The organism is Sanguibacter keddieii DSM 10542 (assembly GCF_000024925.1).
Taxonomy (GTDB): Bacteria; Actinomycetota; Actinomycetes; order Actinomycetales; family Cellulomonadaceae; genus Sanguibacter; species Sanguibacter keddieii.
On the sequence record NC_013521.1, the window covers coordinates 475,039 to 496,690 of the forward strand.

Consider the following 21,652-nt stretch of genomic DNA (forward strand, 5'->3'; position numbering starts at 1 on the left):
TCTTCGCCCAGCACCACGCAGCGGCCCGAAAAGTCCGCATCCCGGTGCATAGTGTGTGCGTCAGCGAAGAGCCTGGCAGGGCTGGAGGGCCCTGCCTCCCACGGCTCTTCGTCCCTGAACGGCTGTCACCCTGCCACCGGGGGGTGCGGGGAGTGACCGTCGGACTCGGCGGGAGGTCGAGGGGCGGTGATCCCGCCTCCTCGGCCTTCTGCTGTTCTCACCGGCCGAGGCTCAGCAGGAGGACCGCCGCGACCAGCGTCGGCGGGACGACGAGCAGGCCGAGCGCCGCGTACCGCAACCACGAGATGCGGACCTCGAGCGCCTCGAGCCGAGCGTGCCACAGCAGGGTCGCGAGCGACGCCCACGGCGTCAGGAGCGCCCCAGCGTTGACCCCGACCAGCAGCGCTGCCAGACGGAGCGGGCTGTCCGCGACGGGCTCGAGCGCCAGGTACGCCGGCAGGTTGTTCACGAGGTTCGCACCCAGCGCGCCGACCCCCGACACCTGGAGGAGGGCGACGGTGGAGTCGCCCGTCCCGGCGACCGACGCGAGGAACCCCGTGACTCCCGCGGCGTGACCGGCCTCGATCACCAGGAAGAGGCCGGAGGCGAGCAGGACCAGCTGCCAGGGCACCAGTCCCACCCGCAGCACCTGACGTCGGCGGACCGCGAAGAGCACGACGAGCACGAGCGCCGCGACCGTGGCCGGGACCCACACCTCGACCCCGGAGACCAGCGCGGGGAGCAGGAGGCCGACGACCACGGCGCTCGCACGGAGCAGCACGACGTCGTCGGGCGCGGCGGACTCCCGCGGCTCGTAGCGCCGGAGCAGGTCGCGGCGGAAGACCACGAAGAGCACGAGGCAGGGCACGACGACCGCCGCGACCGCCGGACCGACCATGAGCCGGGCGAACCCCGCCGGGCTACCGAGGTCCAGCCGGCCCTCGGCGAGGAGGTTCGTGAGGTTGGAGACCGGCAGCAGCAGCGAGCCGGTGTTCGCCAGCCACACCGTGGTGAGCGCGAAGGGCAGCGGCGGCAGACCGACCTGACGGGTGAGCAGGACGACGACGGGGGTCAGCAGCACGGCCGTCGTGTCGAGGGACAGGAACACGGTGCTCGTGGTCGCGAGCGCCACCACGAGCAGCCACAGGAGCCAGGCACGGTCCAGGCCCCAGCGGGCCAGCCGCGAGGCGACCACCGTGAACAGCCCGGCCTCGGCCGCCAGCTCGGTCACCACGGTCACCATCACGACGAAGAGCAGGACCGGCCACACCCGCTCCGCGACGGCGGCCACCTCGGAGGTCGGCAGCACCCCGGTGAGCACGGTGACGGCGCCGACCACGAGGAGCACGGCCCCGACGACGGCTGAGCGCACGAGCACCTCCGAGATCGCCGGTGGTGGCCACGGTCCGGGCGCACCGGGACCAGCATGCGCCGTCCGGGGCGCCCGCGCCGCCCGCCCGCCCGCGGTGAGACGGTGTCGTCCTGCGTGCGGCGGGCGACAGACGTACGCTCGAAGCCCGCGAGGCCGTCGAGCGACGCCAGGCGTCGACCGGGGTCAGACCGCAGCACGACCGCAGCACGACAAGGAGATCCTCATGAAGTCCAAGCTGGTGTTCGTCGTCGGGCTCGCCGCCGGGTACGTCCTCGGTGCCCGTGCCGGCCGTCGTCGTTTCGAGTCGATCAAGGGCCACGCGCGCGAGGTGTGGGAGTCCGACTCCGTGCAGTCCGCGGTGTCGAGCGTCCAGGAGAAGGCGGCCGAGGTCGCCAAGGACCAGAGCGCTGTCCTCAAGGACAAGGTCTCCGAGGCCGTCGACGCGGCGAAGAAGCACTCGAAGCACTGACGTCACCCCGGCCGCCCGACGACGGGCCGGCCCGAGGGGGACCAGATCACGGCACAGGCCGGGCCACCGCGGAGAGCGGGGCCCGGCCTGCGCCGTGCTGCGGGTGCCGGGTGGTCCGGCCGGGGCTACCGGTCCTGCGCCAGACGTCGGCGACGGAGGACGGCGACGCTGCCTGCACCGAGGAGCAGGAGCGCGACGCCGACGAGCGACGTCACCTCGGCACCGGTCGACGCGAGGCCCGACCCGTCCGCTGCGGCGCTCGCGGCCGGCGCGACGGTGAGGTCGTCGGACCAGACCGAGACGCCCGTCGTGGTGTCGACGACCTGGACGCGGTGCGTCCCGGTCTCGGTGGCCGCCGGGATCGTGACGACCCGGCTGGCCGCGCCCGACGCGTCGGCCTGGACGACCGCGAGGCGGACCGGTGTCGAGTGCAGCCACACCTCGACGGAGCCGTCGTCGGTCGCACCGGCGACGTCGACGGTGAGGGTGCCGCCGGCACGGACGCTGGTCGACGAGAGCGTCACCGAGAACGGCACGTCGGCGCCGGGCAGGGTCGGAGCGGTCGGCTCGGACCCGGTCGGGGGCTCGGTCGGCTCAGGCTCCGGGTCCGTCGGTCCCGGGGTGGGCTCCGGGTCGGTCGGACCAGGCGTCGGTTCCGGGTCGGTCGGTCCCGGGGTGGGCTCGGGCTCCGGGTCGGGGGTGACGGCCCGGACGACCACCGGGGCGCTGAGCACCTCGTCGGACGTCGTGAGGCCGTCGCGCTCGGCGGTGGCGGCGAGCGTCACGGAGGCCCCGACGGCGACGTCGGCGAGGACGAGCTCGGTGCCCGTCCCGACCTCGGTGCCGTCGACGAGCCACCGGTAGGAGACCGTCGCGTCGGCCGGGTCGGTGACGCTCGTGGCGGTCACGGTCGACCCGACCGTCGGGTCGCCGGCGACCGCGACCGTGAAGACGGCGACCTGGCGGTCGACGTCCACCGTGTAGCTGCGGGTGGTCGTGCTGTCCGGGGCGGTGACGGTGACCGTGGCCAGCCCGTCGGTCTCCTCGGTCGGCTGGTCGACCGTGACGGTGGCCTGGGAGTCGACGGGCACGGCGGAGACCTGCGGGTAGCGGGCGCCCGCGGTGGTGACCGTGTAGTCCTCGACGTCCGCGGAGAACCCGGGGACGTCGGTGCCGTCGACGCGCAGCGCGCCGAGGTCGGCGACCGTGGAGGTCGACGCCGTGGTCGCGTAGATCTCGACCTCGGAGACGATCATGTGGGTGTTCGCGAAGGCGTTCAGGGTGAGCCTGACGCTCGTGGTCTCGACGCCGCCCAGGTCGACGTCGACCTTCGGTGCGCTGCCGTCGGCAGGCGCCTCGACTGTCAGCGCCGGGTCCGGGACGCGGGTCCACGTGCCCCCGGGGGTGAGGTAGTCGACCGTCATGGTCTGCGCCCAGCTGGTCGTGCCGCCGTCCTTGTAGAAGTACGTGGAGACGCTCTGGACGTCCTGCGCCTTGGCGAAGCTGTACTGGAGAGTGCTCGTGGTCGGCTTGTTCGTGCCGACCCAGTTGGACCAGCCCTTGTCGCCGGTGGCGAGGTTGTACGTGCGGTCGATCGGGTAGCCGCTCTCGGCGCTCGACGCGACGGCGCTCGACACCTGCGGCGTCACGTTCACGACGACCGGTGCGGCGAGGACCACGGAGAGCGTGGCGGGGACCGGGTCGGCGTCGGGGTCGTTGGACTCGGCGCTGCCGGGCACGCTGACCACGCCCTGCTCCGCGAAGGACGCGTCGTCGAGGCCGGTCCAGTCCCAGACGACAGGGGTGTCGAAGCGCTGCGTGGACGCGCCGACCTGCGCCGCGACCGTGCTCGGTGCGCTGGCCTGGACGGAGGAGAGGCTCGCCCCGGCGTAGGTGGTCACCGAGGCGGGGTCGGTCGACGTGAAGCCGCCGACGTCGACGACGGCCCGCGCCTCGAAGGTGTTGCCGAAGACGTCGGTCCCGGTGCCGAGCACGGTCACGGTGCCGAGGACGTCCCAGGTGCTCGGGTCGGGCAGGTCCCAGGTGACGGGAGCGGCCACGCCGTTGCCGTAGGAGTACACGGGGACGACCGAGGCGGGGAGCGTCGGCTCGACGCCGGCGACGGTGCTCACGGGGACGTCGGGCACGCTGACGATGCTGGTGTCGCGGACGGTCCAGCGCTGGTGCGCGCCCCCGCCGAACTGCCACAGGCTCACCGGGGCGTTGTTGGCCGTCGACTGGCCGCCGACCTCGAGGGAGAGCGAGCGGGACCCGCTCGCGAAGGACCACGTGGAGCCGTCCGTGGTGCTGAGTGCCCACCACGACGACGGGTCGGCCAGGGCGTCGGCGACGCTCTGGGTCTTGAGGGCGACGCCCGAGGGCGTCGCGCCGAGCACGCGGCCGTCGGCCGCCTCGAGGACGTAGCGGAGCGCGTGGCTGCCGCTGCCCTGCGGGAGGGCGTGGGCGGTCCACAGCTGCGAGCCGACGGCCGAGGTGGTGGTCGCGAGGTCGGTGATGCTCGCGCCGGTCGCACCGGCGGTGAGCGCCCGGCCGGAGCCGACGCCGACGAGCTGGAAGGTCTCGCCGTCCTGGACGGGGAGGGCGTCCTCGGCCGCGCCGGAGACGCCGTCGACCACGAAGGTCGTGACCGAGCGGGCCGGGATCTCGATGGTCACGGAGGTGGCACCGGGGGCGACCGCGACGGGCGTGCCCTCGACGAGTGCGTTCTTCTCGGGGTGCGCGGGGTCGGTGACCTCGGTCGTGACGATCGGGGTCACGGTCGCGCCGGGCGCGATCTGGCCGAACTTCGAGAGGTCGAGGGTCACGGCGCGGGCGGAGGTGGAGTCGTTGATGTGCACGACGTTGGCGCCGGTGCCGTCAGCCGTCACGGCCGCGGTCGACTGCGTGCTGTTCGTCGGGACGACGTGGTCGCCCGGGCGGATGTGCTGCGTGTAGTTGCGCGCGGTGTTGAACTTCGAGTTCGTGACGATCTTGCACTTCGCGGAGTCGGGGAGCGGCTGCCCGGCGGTCCAGCCGGCGTCGTCGAGGCGACGCTCGGAGTAGCCGACAGTGCCCGGCTCGTTGCAGTCGAAGTCGATGAAGATGGAGCCCCAGTTGAGGTTCTCGACCTTCTCCATGTTGTAGTAGTCCTCGACCTCCTGCCAGAACACCCAGGCGTCCGGCTCGAGCTCGCGGAGGTCGTCGGTGATGCGCTGGGCCATGCCCAGGCCGCCGGTGATGGTGGTGGTGTTGAAGCCGGTCCCGACGAAGTCGCCGCCGACCTCGCTCATCCACAGCGGCTTGTCGTTGGTCTTCGCGATGTCGCGGGCCACGAGGCGGCTGCCGGTGCCGTAGGTGTGCACGTTGAGCTGGCCGACGGCCGCGCGGGTCTGCGCGTCGTACTGGTTCCAGGCCTCGACGAAGCGCCCGGGGTTGGTCTCGTCGTTGGCGGAGATGATGGCGTCGGTGCTCGACCCGGCGAGGGTGGCGGAGAGCAGGTTGATGACGTTCTGCTGGTCGTTGGCGCCGGTGCCGGGGCAGATCTGCGCGCCCTCCTGGACGGTGCCGCCGGTCTTGGGCCACCCGTCGGTCCCGAGGGCGGGGGTGCCCCAGTAGCCGTTGCAGGGCTCGTTGAAGGGGTCGAGGGTCGAGAACTCGATGCCGTAGGTGTCCTCGAGGCGCTCGGTGACCTTGGTGAGGTAGGTGACGAACTTCTGCGGGGCGTCGTCTGTGGGGAGCAGCTGCTCGTCGGTCTTGTTCATGGACCCGGTGACGAAGCCGCTCTTGGTCATGAAGTACGGCGGGGAGTTGCTGAAGGCCTCCCAGACCATGTCGTCGCGGTTCTGCGCGAGCTTCTCGACCCACCAGCGCTGCGTCTCGTCGGAGTCCCAGTCGTAGGAGGCGTCGTCGTCGGCGTCCCAGGCCTTGAGGTAGGCGTCGCGCTCGGCGTAGGTGGTGGGCACGCCGGTGGCCGCGGCCCCGGTGGGGTCGTCCTTCCACCAGCCCTCGACCGCCGCGCCCTGGCGCAGGTAGTCGGGGACGTCGGAGGCGTTGCCGCCGCCGATGTTGTAGCGGGCGACGTTGAGGTCGAGGCCCTCCTCGCCGAAGAGCAGCTGGTAGAGCTCCTCGCGGATCTCCTCCGGGTAGTCGCCGGTCGCGTTGGCGAACCAGACGAGGCTGGTGCCCCAGCCCTGGAACTCCGGGCCGGGGACGGCCGGGTTCGGTGTGATGACGACGGGCGTCGGGGCCGCCTGGGCCGGTGCTGCTGCTGGGACCGTGGCGACGAGACCGGCCGCGCAGAGCGCTGCGGCCGCGACGACCGCGGTGGACCTCCTCGTCCGCGAGGGGGTGCTGTTCATCGGTGTGCCTTCCGCCGTTGGATGGACCTGGTGGTCCGCCGACGTTGGAGGACCTCCCGACGATCCTGCGATGTTCACGTAAACATGTCAAGGCTCTGGGGCCCTGGGCTTCACCCGCCCCGGGGAGGCGGAGGCTCAGGTGCGGCGGGGGAGCGGCTGAGGTGGGCAGGGGCTCAGCGGGCGCGCGGTGGGGCCGTGCTCGCCCGGACCACGAGCTCGACCGGCAGCAGCGAGCGCACGTCGGTGAGGCTCTCCCCGTCGCGGACCTGACGCAGCAGGAGGTCCACCAGCTCGCGGCCGATCTGGTGGAAGTCCTGCGCGACGGTGGTCAGCGGGGGCCAGAGGTGCTCGGCGAGCGGGATGTCGTCGAAGCCCACCACGGACACGTCCTCCGGGATGCTCCGGCCGGTCTCGTGCAGCGCCCGGTACAGGCCGGCCGCCATCTCGTCGTTGGCGCAGAAGACCGCCGTGACCTCGGGGTCGGCCGCGATGCGCAGACCCTGCTCGTAGCCGGAGGTCGCCGACCAGTCGCCCCGCACCACCTCGGGCACCGGCCGACCGGCCGCGACGAGGCAGGCGCGCCACGAGTCGACCCGCAGCCCGGCGGGGGAGGAGTCCGCCGGCCCGGCGAGGTGGTGCACGGTCTCGTGGCCCAGGCCCAGCAGGTGCTCCACGGCCGCCCGCGTCCCGGCCGCCTGGTCGGTCGCCACCGCGGGGTGGTGGGTGACGAAGCGCGAGTCCGAGACCACCACGGGCATCCGGGCGGGCAGGGCCAGCGTCTCCGGGCTCTGCTCCTCGGCCCGGATGATCACCAGCCCGTCGATCGCCTGGTGCGTCAACCGGGCCGCCGCCGCGGTCATCTCGTCCGACGACGGTGACTGCACGTCGACCAGCGTCACCGTGTACCCCTCGAGACGGGCGGCGTCGACGACTGCCTCGAAGGTGCGCGCCTCTCCGGTCCGGGCGAGACGGTGGGCGATGACCCCGATCGTGTCGAAGTGCGCGTACCGCAGCGCCCGCGCCGCGTAGTTGGGGGAGTACCCGAGCTCGTCCATCGCGGCCAGCACGCGCTCGCGGGTCTCCGGCCGGACGCGCTCCGCCCCCGTGGACACGCGTGACACGGTCTGGGCAGACACCCCGGCGAGGGCGGCGACGTCACCGATCGACGGGCCAGAGCGAGGCCGTGCCGCACGCCTGGCCACGGGCTCGGCAGAGTCGTCGCCGGAGGTCATGGACCGATGATAGGACCGGCCGGGTCCGTCTCTGCGGACCGGGGCCCGGGCAGGCTCGCTCTCCGGTGGCCGCCGAGGTGGCTGTCGAGCGGGGAGAAAGACCGTGCGGAGCCGCGGGATCCCTGGGATCGTGGTCGTCGCCCCGGTGGTCGTGACCGCCGCGGCCGCCCCTGCCGCCCCGAGGAGACATCACCCATGACGCACGCCGTGCCGCCGCCCGACCCGTCGACGCTGCACCCGATGCCGGGACAGCCGCGCGTGGTGCTGCTCAAGCCCCTCGTCACGTCGCCGCTCGTCGAGGTGGGCGACTTCACGTACTACGACGACCCCGACGACGCGACCGCCTTCGAGACCCGCAACGTGCTCTACCACTACGGCCCCGAGCGCCTCGTCATCGGCCGGTACTGCGCCCTCGCGACCGGCGTGCGGTTCCTCATGAACGGTGCCAACCACCGTCTCGACGGCCCGTCGACCTTCCCGTTCCCCTCGATGGGCGGCTCGTGGGCCGAGAACGTCGACCTGCTCGTCGACCTGCCGAGCCGCGGCGACACGGTCGTGGGGCACGACGTGTGGATCGGGAACGGCGCGACCGTCATGCCCGGCGTGCGGATCGGCCACGGAGCCGTGGTCGCGGCGGGGTCGGTCGTGGTCAAGGACGTGCCCGACTACGGGGTGGTCGGCGGGAACCCGGCGCGGCTGATCCGGCGCCGCTTCGACGACGAGACCGTCGACCGGCTGCTCGCCGTGGCGTGGTGGGACTGGCCGGTCGAGCACGTGACCGCCCACCAGCGCACCATCATGGCGGGGACGGTCGACGAGCTCGAGGCGGCAGGGCGGGCGCTCCGCGACGCCGTGTGAGAGGCCGCGGCGCTACCGCCCGGACCGCCGCTACCGCCCGAACCACTCCCGCGCCGCCACGCTGAGGGCGGCCACGCCGACGTCGAGGGTCGGCTGGACCACGGGGGCGAAGAACGGCGAGTGGTTGCTCGGGACGTCGCTGTCGAGCGTCCCGGCTGCCGCGGCGGCGGCGAAGGCCGCGGGGTCCGCGCCTCCGAAGAACCAGAAGACCAGCGGGGCACCGGCTGCGGTGGCGATCGCGCCGACGTCTTCGCTCCCGGTGACGGTGCCCGGGTCGATCACGGCGTGCTCGCCGAAGGTCTCGACGAAGGTCGCCCGGACGCGGGCCGTCGCCGCCTCGTCGTTGACGGTCGCGGGTGCGTGCTTGCTCTCGACGACCGTCGGCGGGGTGGTCATGCCGGCCGCGGCGGCCTCGGCCTCGACGATGCGGCGCACGGCGGTGAGCACCCGGGTGCGGCTCTGCTCGCTCACGGTCCGCACGTTGACGTCGATGGTCGCCTCGGCGGGGACGATGTTGTCCGCGTTGCCCGCGTGGATCGCACCGACGGAGACCACGACGATCTCGCCGGGCTCGGACTCTCGGGACACGATGCTCTGCAGCCTGACGACGGCGTGGCACGCGGTGAGCAGCGGGTCGACGGTGGTCTGCGGGCGAGAGCCGTGCCCGCCGCGCCCGTGGAAGGTCACGGAGACCGAGTCCGAGCCGGCCATCGTCGGTCCCGGCCGCAGCCCGACGATCCCGGCGGGGAGCGGGGCCACGTGCTGCCCGAGGACGACGTCAGGCCTGGGGAACCTCTCGACGAGACCGTCGTCGACCATCGCCTGCGCACCGGCGACGAGCTCTTCGGCGGGCTGGACCACGGCGACCAGCGTCCCGGACCACGTGCCGCGCCGGGCGACGAGGTCCTCGACGGCGCCCACGAGGCAGGTCACGTGCACGTCGTGCCCGCAGGCGTGCATGACGGGGACCTCGACGCCGTCCGGTCCGACGGTCCGGACGGTGCTCGCGTAGTCGAGGCCGGTGCGCTCCTCGACGGGCAGGCCGTCCATGTCGGCGCGCAGCGCGACCACCGGTCCGTCCCCGTTCTCGAGCACGGCGACCACGCCGGTGCCGCCGACGCCCGTGGTCACCTCCAGGCCGAGCTCACGCAGGAGGCGGGCGGCGATGCCGGCCGTCCGGGTCTCGGCGAAGGCCAGCTCGGGGTGGGCGTGCAGGTCGCGGTAGAGATCGGCGAGGTCGAGGCTCATGCTTCATCACCCTAGGGGGCCCGCACCCGGCCGCGCACGCGTCACGACGTCGTGTCGTGGCAGGTGCCCGGCCGGGTGGCGGTCGGCTCAGCCGCGGCTGCCGGCCTCCGGTGTGCTGCCGGGAGCCCGTCGTCGTGCCACGACGAGCGCCCCGGCGGCCGCGAGGAGCAGCGCGGCGAGAGCGGCGACGACCACGCTGGCGCCGGTCGCTGCGAGACCCGACGTCGTCGAGGTCGTGGCCCCGGGCGTCGCGTCCACGGTGCCCGAGCCCACTGTCCCCGAGCCCACGGTGCCCTGGCCCCCGCCGCCGACGGCGCCCGTGCCCGGGTCCGTCGGGGGTGCCGTCGGCTCACCGGGTGTGGTCGGCCCGTCGGTCGGGTCGACCGTCGGCTCGGGGTCGACGACCGCCGCGGGGACGGACGCCTCCCCGACCAGGCTCACCAGGCCGGCGACGTCGACGGCCCGCGCACGGACCACCGTCGCGGCGTCGTCGAGCTGGACCGGGGCCACGAGCGCGACCCAGTCCGCGCCGTCGAAGGACACCTCGACCCGGGCGACGCCCGAGGTCGCGTCCGTCGCCTCGACCGTGAGCAGCCGGGCGTCGTCGACCACCAGCGCCACGGTCGGTGCCGTGGTGTCGACAGCGACGTCGGCCCGGGACACCGCGGTCGACGGCACGCCGTCGTCGGTCGCCCGCGCCTCGACGACGCGGGCGCCGTCCCCGACGACCACGGGCTCGGAGTAGACCGTCCACGGCCCGCCGTCGAGCCGGTACTCGGCCCCCGGTCCGGCCGCAGCCGCGACGACGGCCCCCTCGGCCGCCTGCGCGACGTCGTCCTCCTGCGGCCCGGCCTGACCGTCGTCGCGCGAGACGGTGAGCACCGGTGCCGTGGTGTGCCAGCCGCTCGCGGCCGGCTCGGGCAGGTCGATGGTCACCGTCTCGGCGGCCTGCGCCTCCTCCTCGTGCGCGTAGACCTGCACCTCGACGAGGCCTGCGGCCCAGGCGGCCGCGTTGCCGTTGTGGGAGTTGACCACCTGCGCGACGTCGAGCCGCACGTACCGGTACTGCCCGGCCAGCGGGTCGCTGGTGAAGCCGACCGTGGTGTTGCCGAGCTGCCCCACCAGCTGCGTCCACGTGGTGCCGTCGACACTGCCCGAGACCGTGTACCCGTGGTACGCCTCGGATCCGTTGTAGCTGCGGAAGCTGAGGTCCACGCGGCTGAGGTCCTGGACCTCCTCGAGGTCGACCGTCCAGCTGAAGGGGACGCCTGTGGGCTGGAAGTACGCCGAGCTGTCGCCCCACGTCGCGGTGTTGGTGTACTCGCCGTCGTTGGCCACCGAGGCGGCGTGCGCCTCGTCGACCGCGTCCGCGGTGACCGGCTTCCCCTCGGAGACCAGCACGTCCTCCGGGTAGTCGATGGCGCCCGTCGCGGAGTCGAGGCTCCACGCCGGCCGGTAGTCGAGCGACACCGTCGACGGGTCGGCGGGGTCGATGCTCAACGGCAGCCACACGTAGGTGGAGGTCCCGAGCTTCTTCGAGTTCCAGCGGTCGCCCATGTACACGTACTCACGCCCGCCGTCCTGGCGGTCGATGGTCATGATGTTGGTCGGCTGGCTGTAGAACGACGTGTTGTTGCCGACCAGCACGGGCTCGGACCACCCGTCGGGGTCGGCGATGTCCTTGGTCCACGCGACCCGCGTCTGGTTCGGGTACCAGCCGGACTGGCCCGAGGTGAAGGCCAGGTAGTACTCGCCGATCTTCACGACGGCAGGTGCCTCCCGGCCCTGCCCCTCGAACACGGGGAACGAGGCCTCCCAGTCGACGTCGGCGTAGTCGTCGGTCAGCGGGTACAGGCGCATACTCGTGTGGTCCTCGGAGGACAGCAGGTACGCCTTGTCGCTGTCCGGGTCCTTGAAGACCGTGAAGTCGCGCGAGCCGTAGCCCCAGAGGCCGTCGCCCCCGGTGTAGGTGGGGTCCTCGTGCTCGGTCGTGACCTCGCCGACTCCCGGACGGAAGTGCTTGACGAAGGTGTAGTCGCCGTCGACCGTCGGGCTCGTCGCGACCACGAGGTGCGAGGCGGAGTAGTCGCCCGCACGCTCCCAGTGGCCCCACAGCACGAACATGTCGGTCTTCGCGTTGTAGACGAGCTTCGGGCGCTCCCACTTGGAGTCCTTCAGCTCCGGGGCGGAGTCCTGGGTGACGAGCTCCTTGACGTACTCCCAGTTCTTGAGGTCCTGCGACCTGTACAGGCTCACACCGAGCAGCACGGCGCCGTCGTGGGCCTTGTTCTCGCCGACCCAGTAGTACCAGCCGTCCTTCTCGAGGAACCCGCCGCCGTGCGCCTGGATCGGGTTGCCCGCGGTGTCGAACCACGTCCGGCCCACCGGCACGGCCTCGTAGCCATCCTCGGGCACGAGCTCGATGCTCAGCCGTGAGGTCGCGACCGCGCTCGCGGTGCCGTTGCGGTAGGCGCGCGCCTTGACCGTCGTGGTGCTGTCGAGGACGAAGGGCTCGGTGTAGAGCGAGCCGTTGCTGCGCGAGGGGTCAGAGCCGTCGGTGGTCACGTAGACCGAGGCACCCGCGGTGGGGCTGGCGACGGTGACGGTCTGGGCGGTGGAGTAGGCGCCGTCGCCCGGGGTGATGGTCGGGGCGGCGACGACCACCGGGGCGGTGTCGACGTCGACGCGGCCCGCGGCGACCGCGAACCAGCCGAGGGTCGGGGCCTCGCTGCCGGCGGCGCGCTCGACGCGCAGCTCGGAGACACCGGGCTCGTCGACCGTGACGGTCGCGGAGACCATCGCGGTGGTGCGGCCCGCGGCGTTGCTCACCACGACGCTCGGGGAGACCACGGAGCGCTGGCCCGAGGGGGAGACGAGGGTGACCGACATGGTGCGGGGGCCGCTCCACCACTCGCGGAATCCGGCGGTCACGGTGTGCTCGCCGGCCTCCAGGGGCAGCCGGTAGACGATCGGCTGGGCGCCCGCGCCGCTGCCCCGTGCCCACAGGCCTCCGGCGTCCTTGTCGAGGGGGTTGGTCGAGGCGCGGACGCCGACGGAGGTGTCGCCGTCGTTGACGTACCCCCAGCCGGTCGTCGCCCGCTGGTCGGCGACCGTGTGGCGCAGGGTGCCGTCGCCCGCACTCCCGGCGAGGGCCGCGACGGCGTCGAAGGGCGGGGTCGAGGTGACGGCGCCCGAGTCGACGAAGTACTCGACACCACGCGGGACGACCTCGACCTGGGCCTCCACGGGGAGCGTCTCCTCGACGGTGCCGGTGACCGCGACGGAGCGGTAGTGCGCGTCGAACACGTAGTCGTCGACGTCCCAGACGACGTCGGCGAGGCGGGTCGTGCCGCCACCGGTCGTCACCTCGACCTGGGCCGGGAGGGCCGGGGCCTCGTCCGCGTAGGTGGCGAGGACCACCGGGCGGGCGAGGGCGGTCGGGGCGTCGGCGTCGGCAGCCAGCGCCAGGCCGGTCGTCGTGCTGGCGGTGGCTCTTGAGGCGGTCAGGGTCGCTCCCGCTCCCGCGGCCGGGGTGGCGAGGGTGAGGGCGAGCGCGGCGGCGGTGAGGGTGGCGAGCGCTGCGTGCCGGCGGCCTCGGTGGAGCCCGGACGAGCGGGCCGGAGCGGGCGGGAAGTGGGAGGGACGGGGTGGGTGTGGCGAGCGGGGTGACGTCGTCGTCATGGGCGGTCCTCGGGACTCGGGTTCCGTACCGGTCGGCGCACCGTTGCGCAGACCGTGATGTTTACGTGAACATCACGCACGCTAACGGCGCGAGGGAGGGCCTGTCAACGATCGCTGCTACGGTCGCCCGATGGATCAGACCTCCCCCGAGCCCGTGCCCGCACCGACGGACCGAGGGACGGAGGGTGCTGGCGCGCCGAGCACACCGGCCGGCACCGCAACCCCGCAGGCAGGCGTCACCGACGCCGACGGGTCCACCGGGACCGGACGCACCAGGATCAGCAACGCGCGTCTCGCCGGCTGGTTCGTGGTCGTCGCGCTGCTCTCGCTCGCCGTGCTCCAGTACCTGCTCCCCGCGCTGCGCCTCGTGCAGCTCGCCACCCGGGACGCCGTCGGCTTCTTCGAGGTGTCCGGCTCGGTCGGCGCCGCGAACTTCCGCGCGGTCCTCGAGGACGAGGGGTTCCGGGACTCCGTCGGGCGTGCGCTCGCGTACTCGCTGATCCCCCTCGCTGCCGCGCTCGTGCTCGGCCCGCTGGTCGCCGCCGTGGCGAGCCGCGCCGGCCGCGCGACCCGCCTCGTGAGCCGCGGCCTGCTCGCCGTGCCCCTGTTCTGCGTCAGCCCCGTCGCGTACTACGTCGCCCAGTGGGGCTCGGCGCGTGCGGGCACCATCCAGGAGACCGGCGAGCGCGCGCAGGCCGTCGGGACCACCCAGGCCGAGCTCGTGATCATCGGCGGGCTCTCCGTCGTCGGGATCGTCGCGGCGCTCTCCGCGACCCTCTACCTCGCAGCGATGCGACGCTCCGCACGCTCCCGCGCGGGGTGGGCGGCCTCTGGGGTCGTGACCGCCGTCGTCATCCTGGCCGTGACCACCCTCAGCCTCATGGTCACCACGGCCCCGCTGCTGCTCACCGCCGACCTCTCGGCGGGCGGGACCACCACCCCGGGGATGCTCGTCTACGAGTGGGTGTTCATCCGCTACGACCTGCCGATCGGCAGCGCCGCCCTCGCCCTGCTGCTCGTCCCGACGGCTCTCGTGGGCGTCGTGCTCGTCGCCCTCGTGCTCGCCGTCCGGACCCGCGTCGAGATCGTGCCCCGCGGTGTCGCGGCGGGGTCTGGTGCTGAGGTAGGTGCTGCGAAGGGCGCGACGGCCGATCGCGCGACCACCGTCGAGGCCGGTGTCGTGCCCGCTGACGCCGCGTCTGCCCGCTCACGGCTCCTGTCGGTGCTCTCCGTGGTGCTGGTGTCGGCGCTCGCGGTCGGGACTGTCGTGCTGGGGTGGTCGTGGCTGCGAGGGGTCCTCGAGACGGACGTCGTCCCGGGGATCGACGCCGGGACGCTGCAGACCACCACGTGGGTGTCGTCGGTCCTCACCGGTCTTGTGGTCGTGGCGGTCGCCGTGGTCGGCGGCTTCGGCATCGGGTTCTTGCGCCCCGCCGGGCGGCGCAGCGAGTGGTTGCTCCTCGCCTTCGCGCCGTTCCTGCTGGTCGGGACCACGTCGCTGCTGCCCGCGCTGTTCGAGGACGGCGTGGACGCCGGGACCCTCGGGACGCTGCGCGGGCTCGTGTCACCGCTGTGGCTCAGCGTGCCGCTGCTCGTGCTGTTCACGCTGGTCTTCGCGGGCGTCCGTCGCAGCCGCGACGCCGGTCAGGCGGACGCGGTGCGCTCTGCGCTGGTGCCGGTCCTCGGCCTCGTCGGGCTCAGCGGGCTCGTCACGGCGTGGGTGCACGCCCAGCAGTACCTCTGGCCGCTCGTCATCTCTTACGGCTCGAACACCTCGACCCCGATCCTCGTCCGGGTCGCAGCCACGCCCAGCGCAGAGCTCGAGCCTGTGCCCTTCGGGCTCGTGGCGCCGCTCGGGGTGCTCGTCGTCTTCGTGCTGCTCGGCGCGCTGTGCCTTGTCGCCACTGACCGGATCGCACTGCGGGCAGGGCGCCGGTCTGCAGACTAGGTGGTCGAGGTGACCGCGACGGGCGTCAGCCCTCGAGGGAGAGGTCCTGGCGGTTCGCGCGGACGCGGGCGTGGAACATGAAGAGCACGATGGCCAGGCCGACCGCAGGTGCGAGTCGGCTGGCCGGCGTGGGGGAGAGCAGCCCGATGCCGGCGGCGAAGGCCATGACCGTGAGCCCCGAGGGGAAGGTCCGGACGACGGCGTCGCGGACGGCGCGCTGCTCGGCGCGGAAGGCGGTCGTGTCGCTCTCGGGGTCCGGAGCGGCCCAGAGGGCCAGCCGGATCTTCGCCACGTAGGCGCCGACGACGCTGATGACCGCACCGACCGCGGCACCGTAGGCAGCGCCCACGAGCGCGTCCGGCGGCGGGTCGGCCTGGCTCCAGGCGGGGAGCCCCAGGATCCACCCGACGATCGTCATCACCGGGACCGTCACGACAGCGATCGAAAGAGCTCTACGGGCGTCGCGACGGGTCATGAGAGAAGGATAAGTGAGGTCTGTGTAGATTCTGTGGTGCTCGTCGAGCGTTCACGTGCCAGTCGAGCACACATGTGAGGGCCAGAGAGGATGTCGGTACCGGCGCCCCGAGAGGGAGCCGGTACCGACGTCTACGGAGGTACTCGATCCCCAGGCCGTCAGATGCTCAGCCCGTGCCCCACCGGGAACACCGGGTCGGTCGTGTCGGACGCGACATCCGGGCGTGACGCCGCGACAGCCTCCATCGAACGGGGCAGCTGGAACGGCAGGCGCCCCTCAGGCTTGACCTCGCCGGTCAGCGCGGCGACGAGCGCCGGGTCGGACGTCCCGTAGGTGCCGACGATCGCGGTCGCGACGTCGACGAGCGGCGTGAGGATCGCGGGGCGGTCGAGCATGACGTCGAGGACGACGGGCACCTGCGCGGCGAGCTCGGTGACCTGCGCGACGGTCTCGGCGGAGAAGTCGAGCGACCCCTGGTGGAACCAGGCCTCGAGGAACATCGAGTCGCGGTGCTCCCACGGGGCGGGGAGGCGCACGACGGCGACGTCGGCGTCGGCCGGGTCGGTCACGACGGTCCCGAGGCGGGCGGCGTCCTCGTCGGACATGCCGACGACGTACACGCGCTGGCTGCCGGTGAGCGGCAGGACGGGGCTGCCGTCGACGTCGCCGTTCTTCAGCACGGTGACCGAGCGGCTCTGCGCGGCGAGGCCCGCGGCGACGAGGTCGGCGCGCCCGACGATCTCGTCGGCCGCGTCCTCGTCGACATAGGGGTCGTCGAAGAGCCCGAGCTCGAACTTCACGCGGAGCAGGCGGCGCACGGAGGCGTCGATGCGGTCCTCGGTGACGCGTCCCTCGCGGACGAGCTGGACGAGCAGGTCGGGGCACTCCTCGCCGCCGAACTGGTCGCAGCCGGCGTGGATGATCTTCTCCATGCGCCCCGGTGCGTCGAGGTGCTCGACGCCCCACGCGCGGGCGGGCAGCACCTGTCCGGTCGCGACCTTGTTGTCGTTGACGAGCTCCCAGTCGGTGACGACCACGCCGTCGAAGCCCATCTGCTCGCGGAGCAGCCCGGTGACGATCTGCTTGTTGTAGCCGAAGCCGACCTCCTCGATCTTCTCCCCGTCGATCTCGAGGTCCACGGGCATGCCGTAGTACGGCATCATCGCGGCGGTCTTGTGCTCGAGGGCGACCTTGAAGGGCGCGAGGTGCTCCTCGAAGGTCCCTCCGGTGTAGACCTGCTCGCGGCCGTAGGGGAAGTGCGCGTCCTCGCCGTCCTTCTGCGGGCCGCCGCCGGGGAAGTGCTTGGTGGTGCAGGCGACCGACTCGGCGCTCAGCGCGCCGCCGGGGCCCTGGAGCCCGTCGAGGTAGGCGGCGGTGAAGTCGCTGACCAGCTGGGACGTCTCACCGAAGGTGTTGAGCTGGCGGGCCCAGCGGGGCTCGGTCGCGAGGTCGACGCAGGGGTGCAGCGCCGCGCGGATGCCCACGGACAGGTACTCCTGGCGGGCGGCGTCGGCGAACTGGCGGACCAGCTCGGTGTCGCCGATCGCGGCGAGGCCGAGGGAGTCGGGCCACTGCGAGAAGTGCCCGGCCGCGAAGGACGCCCCGGTGTTCTCGTGGAAGGCGTGCCGCGGGTCGGTCGAGACGGTCACGGGGATGCCCAGGCGGGTCTGCTCGGCGACGGCCTGCAGGTTGTTGTGCCAGCGGGCGGCGAGGCGGCCCTCGGGCAGCACGTGCACGTTGAAGTGGTTGAGCAGCTTCTCCTGGACCACGACGGTGGTCGGGGACTTGCTGATCGCGCCGGTCTGCTCGACAAGGGTCCCGTCGGGGCTCGTCTCGATGACGGTCTGGAACATCAGACCCGCCTTCTCCTCGAGGTTCATGCGTCCGAGCAGGTCCTCGACGCGGGTCTCGACGCTCTCGCGGGGGTCCTCGAACGGCGCCATGACGCCGTCCTTGTCGAGATCGCGGAAGACGGTCCCGTCGGGGGCGGTCAGGGTGGTCAGGGGAGTGGGCACGAGGGGTCCTTCGGTCCGAGGGTCTGCCGGGCTCGCAACGGGTGCGGGGCCGGCGCGGAGGTCTGATGTAAGCGTATACATGTCCGGCTTGTGCGTCACGACGCCGGCTGGCGGTCGCCCTCGCCGACCGGACGGCCGGTGCGGGAATCCGTCTGACGGGAGCGGATCACCGCAGGAGCGACAAAGGGGCCTCCGTGGAATCCTTGTGTCGTATAGGACCAAAGTCCTATGTTGGCCGCACCGCGCCGAGCGGACCAGCCGGTCGGCCATACCGCAGGAGGCACGCATGTCGAGAACGCACAGATCCATCAGGGCCGGGCTGACCAGCCTCGTCCTCGTCGGGGCGCTCGCCGTCATCGGGACGGCACCCGCGTCTGCCCACGGGTACGTCGGAGGAGAGGGGGCGGACATGGTCGCCCGCGCCGCCCTCCGGGAGAACGTGAACCTCGGGGCGGTGCAGTTCGAGCCGCAGAGCCTCGAGGGGCCCAAGGGCTTCCCCGAGGGCGGGCCGGCCGACGGCCAGCTCGCGTCGGCAGGCGGGCTGTTCGGGGGAAACCTGGACGAGCAGACCTCGGACCGCTGGGTCAAGAACGAGATCACGCCGGGCCCGAACATCATCACCTGGCACTACACGGCCCCGCACCGCACCAGCAAGTGGACCTACTACATCACCAAGGAGGGATGGGACCAGAACGCACCGCTGACCAGGGCAGTGCTCGAGGAGCTCACCACCATCGAGCACGACGGGACCCCGGCCACCACCAACCCGGTGCACACGATCGACGTCCCGGCCGACCACCACGGCTACCACGTCATCTACGCCGTGTGGGACGTCGCCGACACGGCGAACGCGTTCTACAACGCGATCGACGTCGACATCCAGGGTGACGGGCCCGAGGCTGACGTCCCCGACGCCCCGACCGGGCTGGCGGCGATGAGCTCTTCGTCAACCGTCGACCTCACCTGGCAGGCGTCTGCGTCCGACGGCATCGACCACTACGACGTCTACCGTGACGGCGCGAAGGTCGGCAGCACGCCGACCACCACGTTCCAGGACTCCGGTCTCCGGGCGTCGACGAGCTACGGCTACACGGTCCGCGCGGTCGACGTCGACGGCGCGGTCTCCCGGCACAGCGAGGCCCTGTCGGTCGCGACCACCGGGCCCGACGGGGCAGACGGGCCGACGGCTCCGTCGTCCCTGCACTCGATGGCGACCACGAGCACGAGCGTCGACCTCATGTGGACCGGCTCCACCGGTCCTGCGGCGGTCACGCACTACACGGTGCTGCGTGCCACCGGCTCGGGTCAGCCTGTCGAGGTGGGCACCACCTCAGACGTCCGGTACCTCGACGAGGGCCTGGCGCCGTCGACCACGTACCACTACACGGTCGTCGCGCACGACGCGACCGGTGCCTCGAGCGCGAGCGACCCGTTCTCGGTGACCACCGAGCAGGGTGACGGACCCCTGTACCCGGTGTGGGACCCCTTCGCGGCGTACACGGTCGGCGACCGTGTCACGCACGACGGCCTCGTCTACGAGGCGGTCCAGAGCTACCAGGGCCACGGCGACCCGGGCTGGATCCACGCGCTGTCGCTGTGGAGGGTGGTCGACGAGGCCGCCTGACCCTGGTCGGCACCGCGGTCCATCGATGTCGACGCGCCATGGCGTCTGACGGTAGTCCGTGGACCGGCTGAGGTGGCCCCGGCGCACCCGCGCCGGGGCCATCGTGCGCCGCCGTCTCCCGGGGGCCCCTGGACTCGACGCACAGCCTCCCGGATGATGATGCCCATCTAGGTACATGAGAGGAGTGGGGCATGGAGATGACGAGCGTCGACCTGCCTGCCGGTCTCGTCGAGCAGGCGATGAGGGTGACTGGCGCGACGACCGAGCGCGGTGCGATCACCTCCGCCCTCGAGCAGGTGGTCGCCCGGGCAGAGCAGCACCGTGCGATCGACGCGATCATCGGGATGGAGTCGCTCGGCGACCTGCTGGAGCCTGGGATCCGGCTGCGGGCTCGCAGGTGAGAGATGCCGCAGCAGCGGCCTCGGTGGCAGAGGTCGCGGGGGGGAAGGTGCGCGCCGCAGGCGCGATCGACACGCTCGTCGCTGCTCTGGCGATCGAGCACGGTGCCACGGTGATCCACTACGACGCCGACTACGAGCACATCGCCTCGGTCGAGCCGAGGTTGTCGCACGAGTGGGTCGCGCCGCGCGGGAGCCTGTGAGGTAGCAGCCGGCGCACGTCCCTGCCAGCGTGCACCGGGGCCGTCGCGACGGCCATCACGTCCTCGCCCATGAGCCCACCGTCTCGTCCTCGTGCACGTCCCCTCCGGGGCGGTCTCCTGGTCGACGGCCCCGACGGTCGACGTCGCCGGTCTCAGGAGAGTCGCACGCTGCGTCCAGGCGGACCTCAGGTGCCGTCCGTACGGTCGTCGACACCCCCCGATATGTCACCCGACGCACCGATCGTCACGAGGAGGATGTCATGTCACGAGAACGACGCAGGGCCCAGGTGATGCTCACGAGTCTCGCCCTGGTGGGTGTGGTCGCGGTCGGCGCCGCGGCGCCCCCGTCGACGGCCTCCCCGGCGCGGGCGGACCAGAGCCTGTACGTCCCTGCCGCCAGCGCGGTGGCGGTCGCCGAGGGGACCGACGAGGGCCAGGGTGGGTCTGCCGATCTGCTGGCGGTCGTCGACGTCGCGGTGCCGCGGGGCGTCACCCCGGTCGCCGTCGACAAGGCGCCGACGGTCCTCCCGCCCGACCCCACGCAGCCGTACCCGGCGTGGGACGCCTGGGCGGACTACGCGGCGGGTGACCGCGTGGTGCACGACGGGCTGGTCTACGAGGCGGTCGTCGCGCACCGTGGTTCCGGCGACCCGGGCCTGATCAAGGACCGGGCTGTGTGGAGGATCGTGTCGGTGGTCTAGCGGTGGTCCGGCAGGCGGTGAGCGTCCCGCGGCTCTCGTCGGGGACACTGGGAGCAGCAACCACCGTCAACATGAGGAGTCCACCGTGCCCCAGGGAACCGTCCGCTGGTTCGACGCCGAGCGAGGGTTTGGCTTCCTAGCCCTCGACGACGGCGCCGATGACCTGTTCGTCCACGCGTCCGAGATCGTCGGCAACGACGACGGGACCCAGTCGCTCCGCGAGGGCCAGTCCGTCGAGTTCGAGATCGGCGAGGGCGACCGCGGTCCGCAGGCCCGCCGAGTCCAGATCACCGGCGACAGCGCCGTCGAGGCAGCCCTGGGCCAGCTCGGCACCGTCACCTGGTACGAGCCGACCAAGGGCTACGGCTTCGTGACGCCCGACGGTGGAGGGGCCGAGATCTTCGCGCACAGCTCCGCCATCGTCGGTGGAGGCGTGATCGCCGAGGGGCAGCGGGTCGCGTTCCTCGTCGTCGAGGGCGAGAAGGGGCCGCAGGCGGACCACCTCCTGCCGCTCGCCGCTCAGGCTGCCGGCGCGCAGGCCGCGGGTCCCGCCGGTGCCGACGGCGCTGACGGCACCGTGAGCTGGTACGACGCGGGCAAGGGCTTCGGCTTCGTCACCCCCGACTCCGGGGAGCCGGACGCCTTCGTCCACGCCCGGTCGCTCGCCGGAGGAGCCACCGAGCTGGTCGAGGGCGATCGCGTGAGCTTCAGCGTCGTGCCCGGCGACCGGGGTCCGCAGGCTCAGGACGTCCGGGTCGTGGGCGGGACGGGCCGGGGTGCCCGCAGCGCCCCGGGCCGTGGCGGGTCCCAGCGTCCGGAGGCGTCCCGCGCCCCGGCGCGCGGCGGCGAGGGTGTCGTGGCGCGCTACGACGCAGAGCGCGGTTTCGGCTTCATCACGCCCGACTCCGGCGGCCCGGACCTCTTCGTGCACGTCTCGGTCGTGCGGGAGGGCCAGGAGCTGTACGAGGGCGACCGGGTCCGTTTCCAGGTGCGGCAGAGCGACCGCGGGCCGCAGGCAGACCGGGTCGACCTGGCCTGAGCGAGGCCTGACGTCCTGAGCCCGCCGTCCT

The 21,652-nt window shown here is 72.7% G+C and carries 15 protein-coding genes; 8 read left to right on the top strand and 7 right to left on the bottom strand.

Features of this window, described 5'->3' with window-relative positions:
- Positions 1-217: 217 nt before the first annotated feature.
- The gene (locus SKED_RS02085) at positions 218-1,372 is read right to left on the bottom strand and encodes an SLC13 family permease (protein WP_012865462.1); all 1,155 of its coding nucleotides are present in this window, start codon (positions 1,370-1,372) and stop codon (positions 218-220) included.
- A 223-nt stretch (positions 1,373-1,595) separates the two neighbouring features.
- On the opposite strand from SKED_RS02085, the gene SKED_RS02090 reads away from it, so the two are divergent.
- Entirely contained in the window at positions 1,596-1,841 is a 246-nt protein-coding gene (locus SKED_RS02090) for a hypothetical protein (RefSeq protein ID WP_012865463.1), read from the top strand.
- Positions 1,842-1,966: 125 nt separating this feature from the next.
- Here SKED_RS02090 and SKED_RS02095 read toward each other — a convergent pair whose 3' ends face one another.
- Both SKED_RS02095 and SKED_RS02100 read right to left on the bottom strand, forming a co-directional pair.
- On the bottom strand, positions 1,967-6,199 hold the full coding sequence (locus SKED_RS02095; protein WP_012865464.1) for a glycoside hydrolase: 4,233 nt from the start codon (positions 6,197-6,199) through the stop codon (positions 1,967-1,969).
- Between the two features lie 173 nt (positions 6,200-6,372).
- A complete protein-coding gene (locus tag SKED_RS02100) occupies positions 6,373-7,431 on the bottom strand; it encodes a LacI family DNA-binding transcriptional regulator (protein WP_012865465.1) in 1,059 nt (352 codons plus the stop codon).
- A gap of 195 nt (positions 7,432-7,626) precedes the next feature.
- Here SKED_RS02100 and SKED_RS02105 point away from each other — a divergent pair, with 195 nt between their 5' ends.
- Positions 7,627-8,289: a CatB-related O-acetyltransferase gene (locus SKED_RS02105; RefSeq protein WP_012865466.1), complete on the top strand. Its 663-nt coding sequence runs from the start codon at positions 7,627-7,629 to the stop codon at positions 8,287-8,289.
- Between the two features lie 30 nt (positions 8,290-8,319).
- Here SKED_RS02105 and SKED_RS02110 read toward each other — a convergent pair whose 3' ends face one another.
- Entirely contained in the window at positions 8,320-9,537 is a 1,218-nt protein-coding gene (locus SKED_RS02110; RefSeq protein ID WP_012865467.1) for an amidohydrolase, read from the bottom strand.
- Between the two features lie 87 nt (positions 9,538-9,624).
- Positions 9,625-13,218 (bottom strand): chitobiase/beta-hexosaminidase C-terminal domain-containing protein, encoded by a 3,594-nt coding sequence (locus SKED_RS18800; RefSeq protein WP_012865468.1) that lies wholly within the window; start codon positions 13,216-13,218, stop codon positions 9,625-9,627.
- 130 nt (positions 13,219-13,348) lie between these two features.
- Between SKED_RS18800 and SKED_RS02120 the strand changes: the two genes are divergently transcribed.
- Positions 13,349-15,166, top strand: coding sequence for a sugar ABC transporter permease (locus SKED_RS02120; RefSeq protein ID WP_012865469.1), 1,818 nt, complete (start codon positions 13,349-13,351; stop codon positions 15,164-15,166).
- Between the two features lie 25 nt (positions 15,167-15,191).
- Here SKED_RS02120 and SKED_RS02125 read toward each other — a convergent pair whose 3' ends face one another.
- Entirely contained in the window at positions 15,192-15,641 is a 450-nt protein-coding gene (locus tag SKED_RS02125; RefSeq protein ID WP_143755622.1) for a hypothetical protein, read from the bottom strand.
- Positions 15,642-15,799: 158 nt separating this feature from the next.
- Positions 15,800-17,656: a glycoside hydrolase family 3 protein gene (locus SKED_RS02130; protein ID WP_012865471.1), complete on the bottom strand. Its 1,857-nt coding sequence runs from the start codon at positions 17,654-17,656 to the stop codon at positions 15,800-15,802.
- A 286-nt stretch (positions 17,657-17,942) separates the two neighbouring features.
- Here SKED_RS02130 and SKED_RS02135 point away from each other — a divergent pair, with 286 nt between their 5' ends.
- From SKED_RS02135 to SKED_RS02150, 5 genes are all read left to right on the top strand, one after another.
- The gene (locus SKED_RS02135) at positions 17,943-19,280 is read left to right on the top strand and encodes a lytic polysaccharide monooxygenase (protein ID WP_012865472.1); all 1,338 of its coding nucleotides are present in this window, start codon (positions 17,943-17,945) and stop codon (positions 19,278-19,280) included.
- A 191-nt stretch (positions 19,281-19,471) separates the two neighbouring features.
- Positions 19,472-19,681 (top strand): type II toxin-antitoxin system VapB family antitoxin, encoded by a 210-nt coding sequence (locus SKED_RS02140; RefSeq protein ID WP_012865473.1) that lies wholly within the window; start codon positions 19,472-19,474, stop codon positions 19,679-19,681.
- Between the two features lie 23 nt (positions 19,682-19,704).
- Positions 19,705-19,881, top strand: a complete 177-nt coding sequence (locus SKED_RS19885; RefSeq protein WP_143755623.1) for a PIN domain-containing protein — start codon at positions 19,705-19,707, stop codon at positions 19,879-19,881.
- A 260-nt stretch (positions 19,882-20,141) separates the two neighbouring features.
- On the top strand, positions 20,142-20,582 hold the full coding sequence (locus tag SKED_RS02145) for a carbohydrate-binding protein (RefSeq protein WP_143755624.1): 441 nt from the start codon (positions 20,142-20,144) through the stop codon (positions 20,580-20,582).
- A gap of 85 nt (positions 20,583-20,667) precedes the next feature.
- Positions 20,668-21,621, top strand: coding sequence for a cold-shock protein (locus SKED_RS02150; RefSeq protein ID WP_012865475.1), 954 nt, complete (start codon positions 20,668-20,670; stop codon positions 21,619-21,621).
- Positions 21,622-21,652 lie beyond the last annotated feature (31 nt).

What these genes read in the sequence shown, in the direction of transcription:
- SKED_RS02090 (WP_012865463.1), top strand. Translation starts at nt 1,596, where the DNA reads ATGAAGTCCAAGCTGGTGTTCGTCGTCGGGCTCGCCGCCGGGTACGTC.
- SKED_RS02095 (WP_012865464.1), bottom strand. Translation starts at nt 6,199, where the DNA reads ATGAACAGCACCCCCTCGCGGACGAGGAGGTCCACCGCGGTCGTCGCG.
- SKED_RS02100 (WP_012865465.1), bottom strand. Translation starts at nt 7,431, where the DNA reads ATGACCTCCGGCGACGACTCTGCCGAGCCCGTGGCCAGGCGTGCGGCA.
- SKED_RS02105 (WP_012865466.1), top strand. Translation starts at nt 7,627, where the DNA reads ATGACGCACGCCGTGCCGCCGCCCGACCCGTCGACGCTGCACCCGATG.
- SKED_RS02110 (WP_012865467.1), bottom strand. Translation starts at nt 9,537, where the DNA reads ATGAGCCTCGACCTCGCCGATCTCTACCGCGACCTGCACGCCCACCCC.
- SKED_RS18800 (WP_012865468.1), bottom strand. Translation starts at nt 13,218, where the DNA reads ATGACGACGACGTCACCCCGCTCGCCACACCCACCCCGTCCCTCCCAC.
- SKED_RS02120 (WP_012865469.1), top strand. Translation starts at nt 13,349, where the DNA reads ATGGATCAGACCTCCCCCGAGCCCGTGCCCGCACCGACGGACCGAGGG.
- SKED_RS02125 (WP_143755622.1), bottom strand. Translation starts at nt 15,641, where the DNA reads ATGACCCGTCGCGACGCCCGTAGAGCTCTTTCGATCGCTGTCGTGACG.
- SKED_RS02135 (WP_012865472.1), top strand. Translation starts at nt 17,943, where the DNA reads ATGTCGAGAACGCACAGATCCATCAGGGCCGGGCTGACCAGCCTCGTC.
- SKED_RS02140 (WP_012865473.1), top strand. Translation starts at nt 19,472, where the DNA reads ATGGAGATGACGAGCGTCGACCTGCCTGCCGGTCTCGTCGAGCAGGCG.
- SKED_RS02145 (WP_143755624.1), top strand. Translation starts at nt 20,142, where the DNA reads ATGTCACGAGAACGACGCAGGGCCCAGGTGATGCTCACGAGTCTCGCC.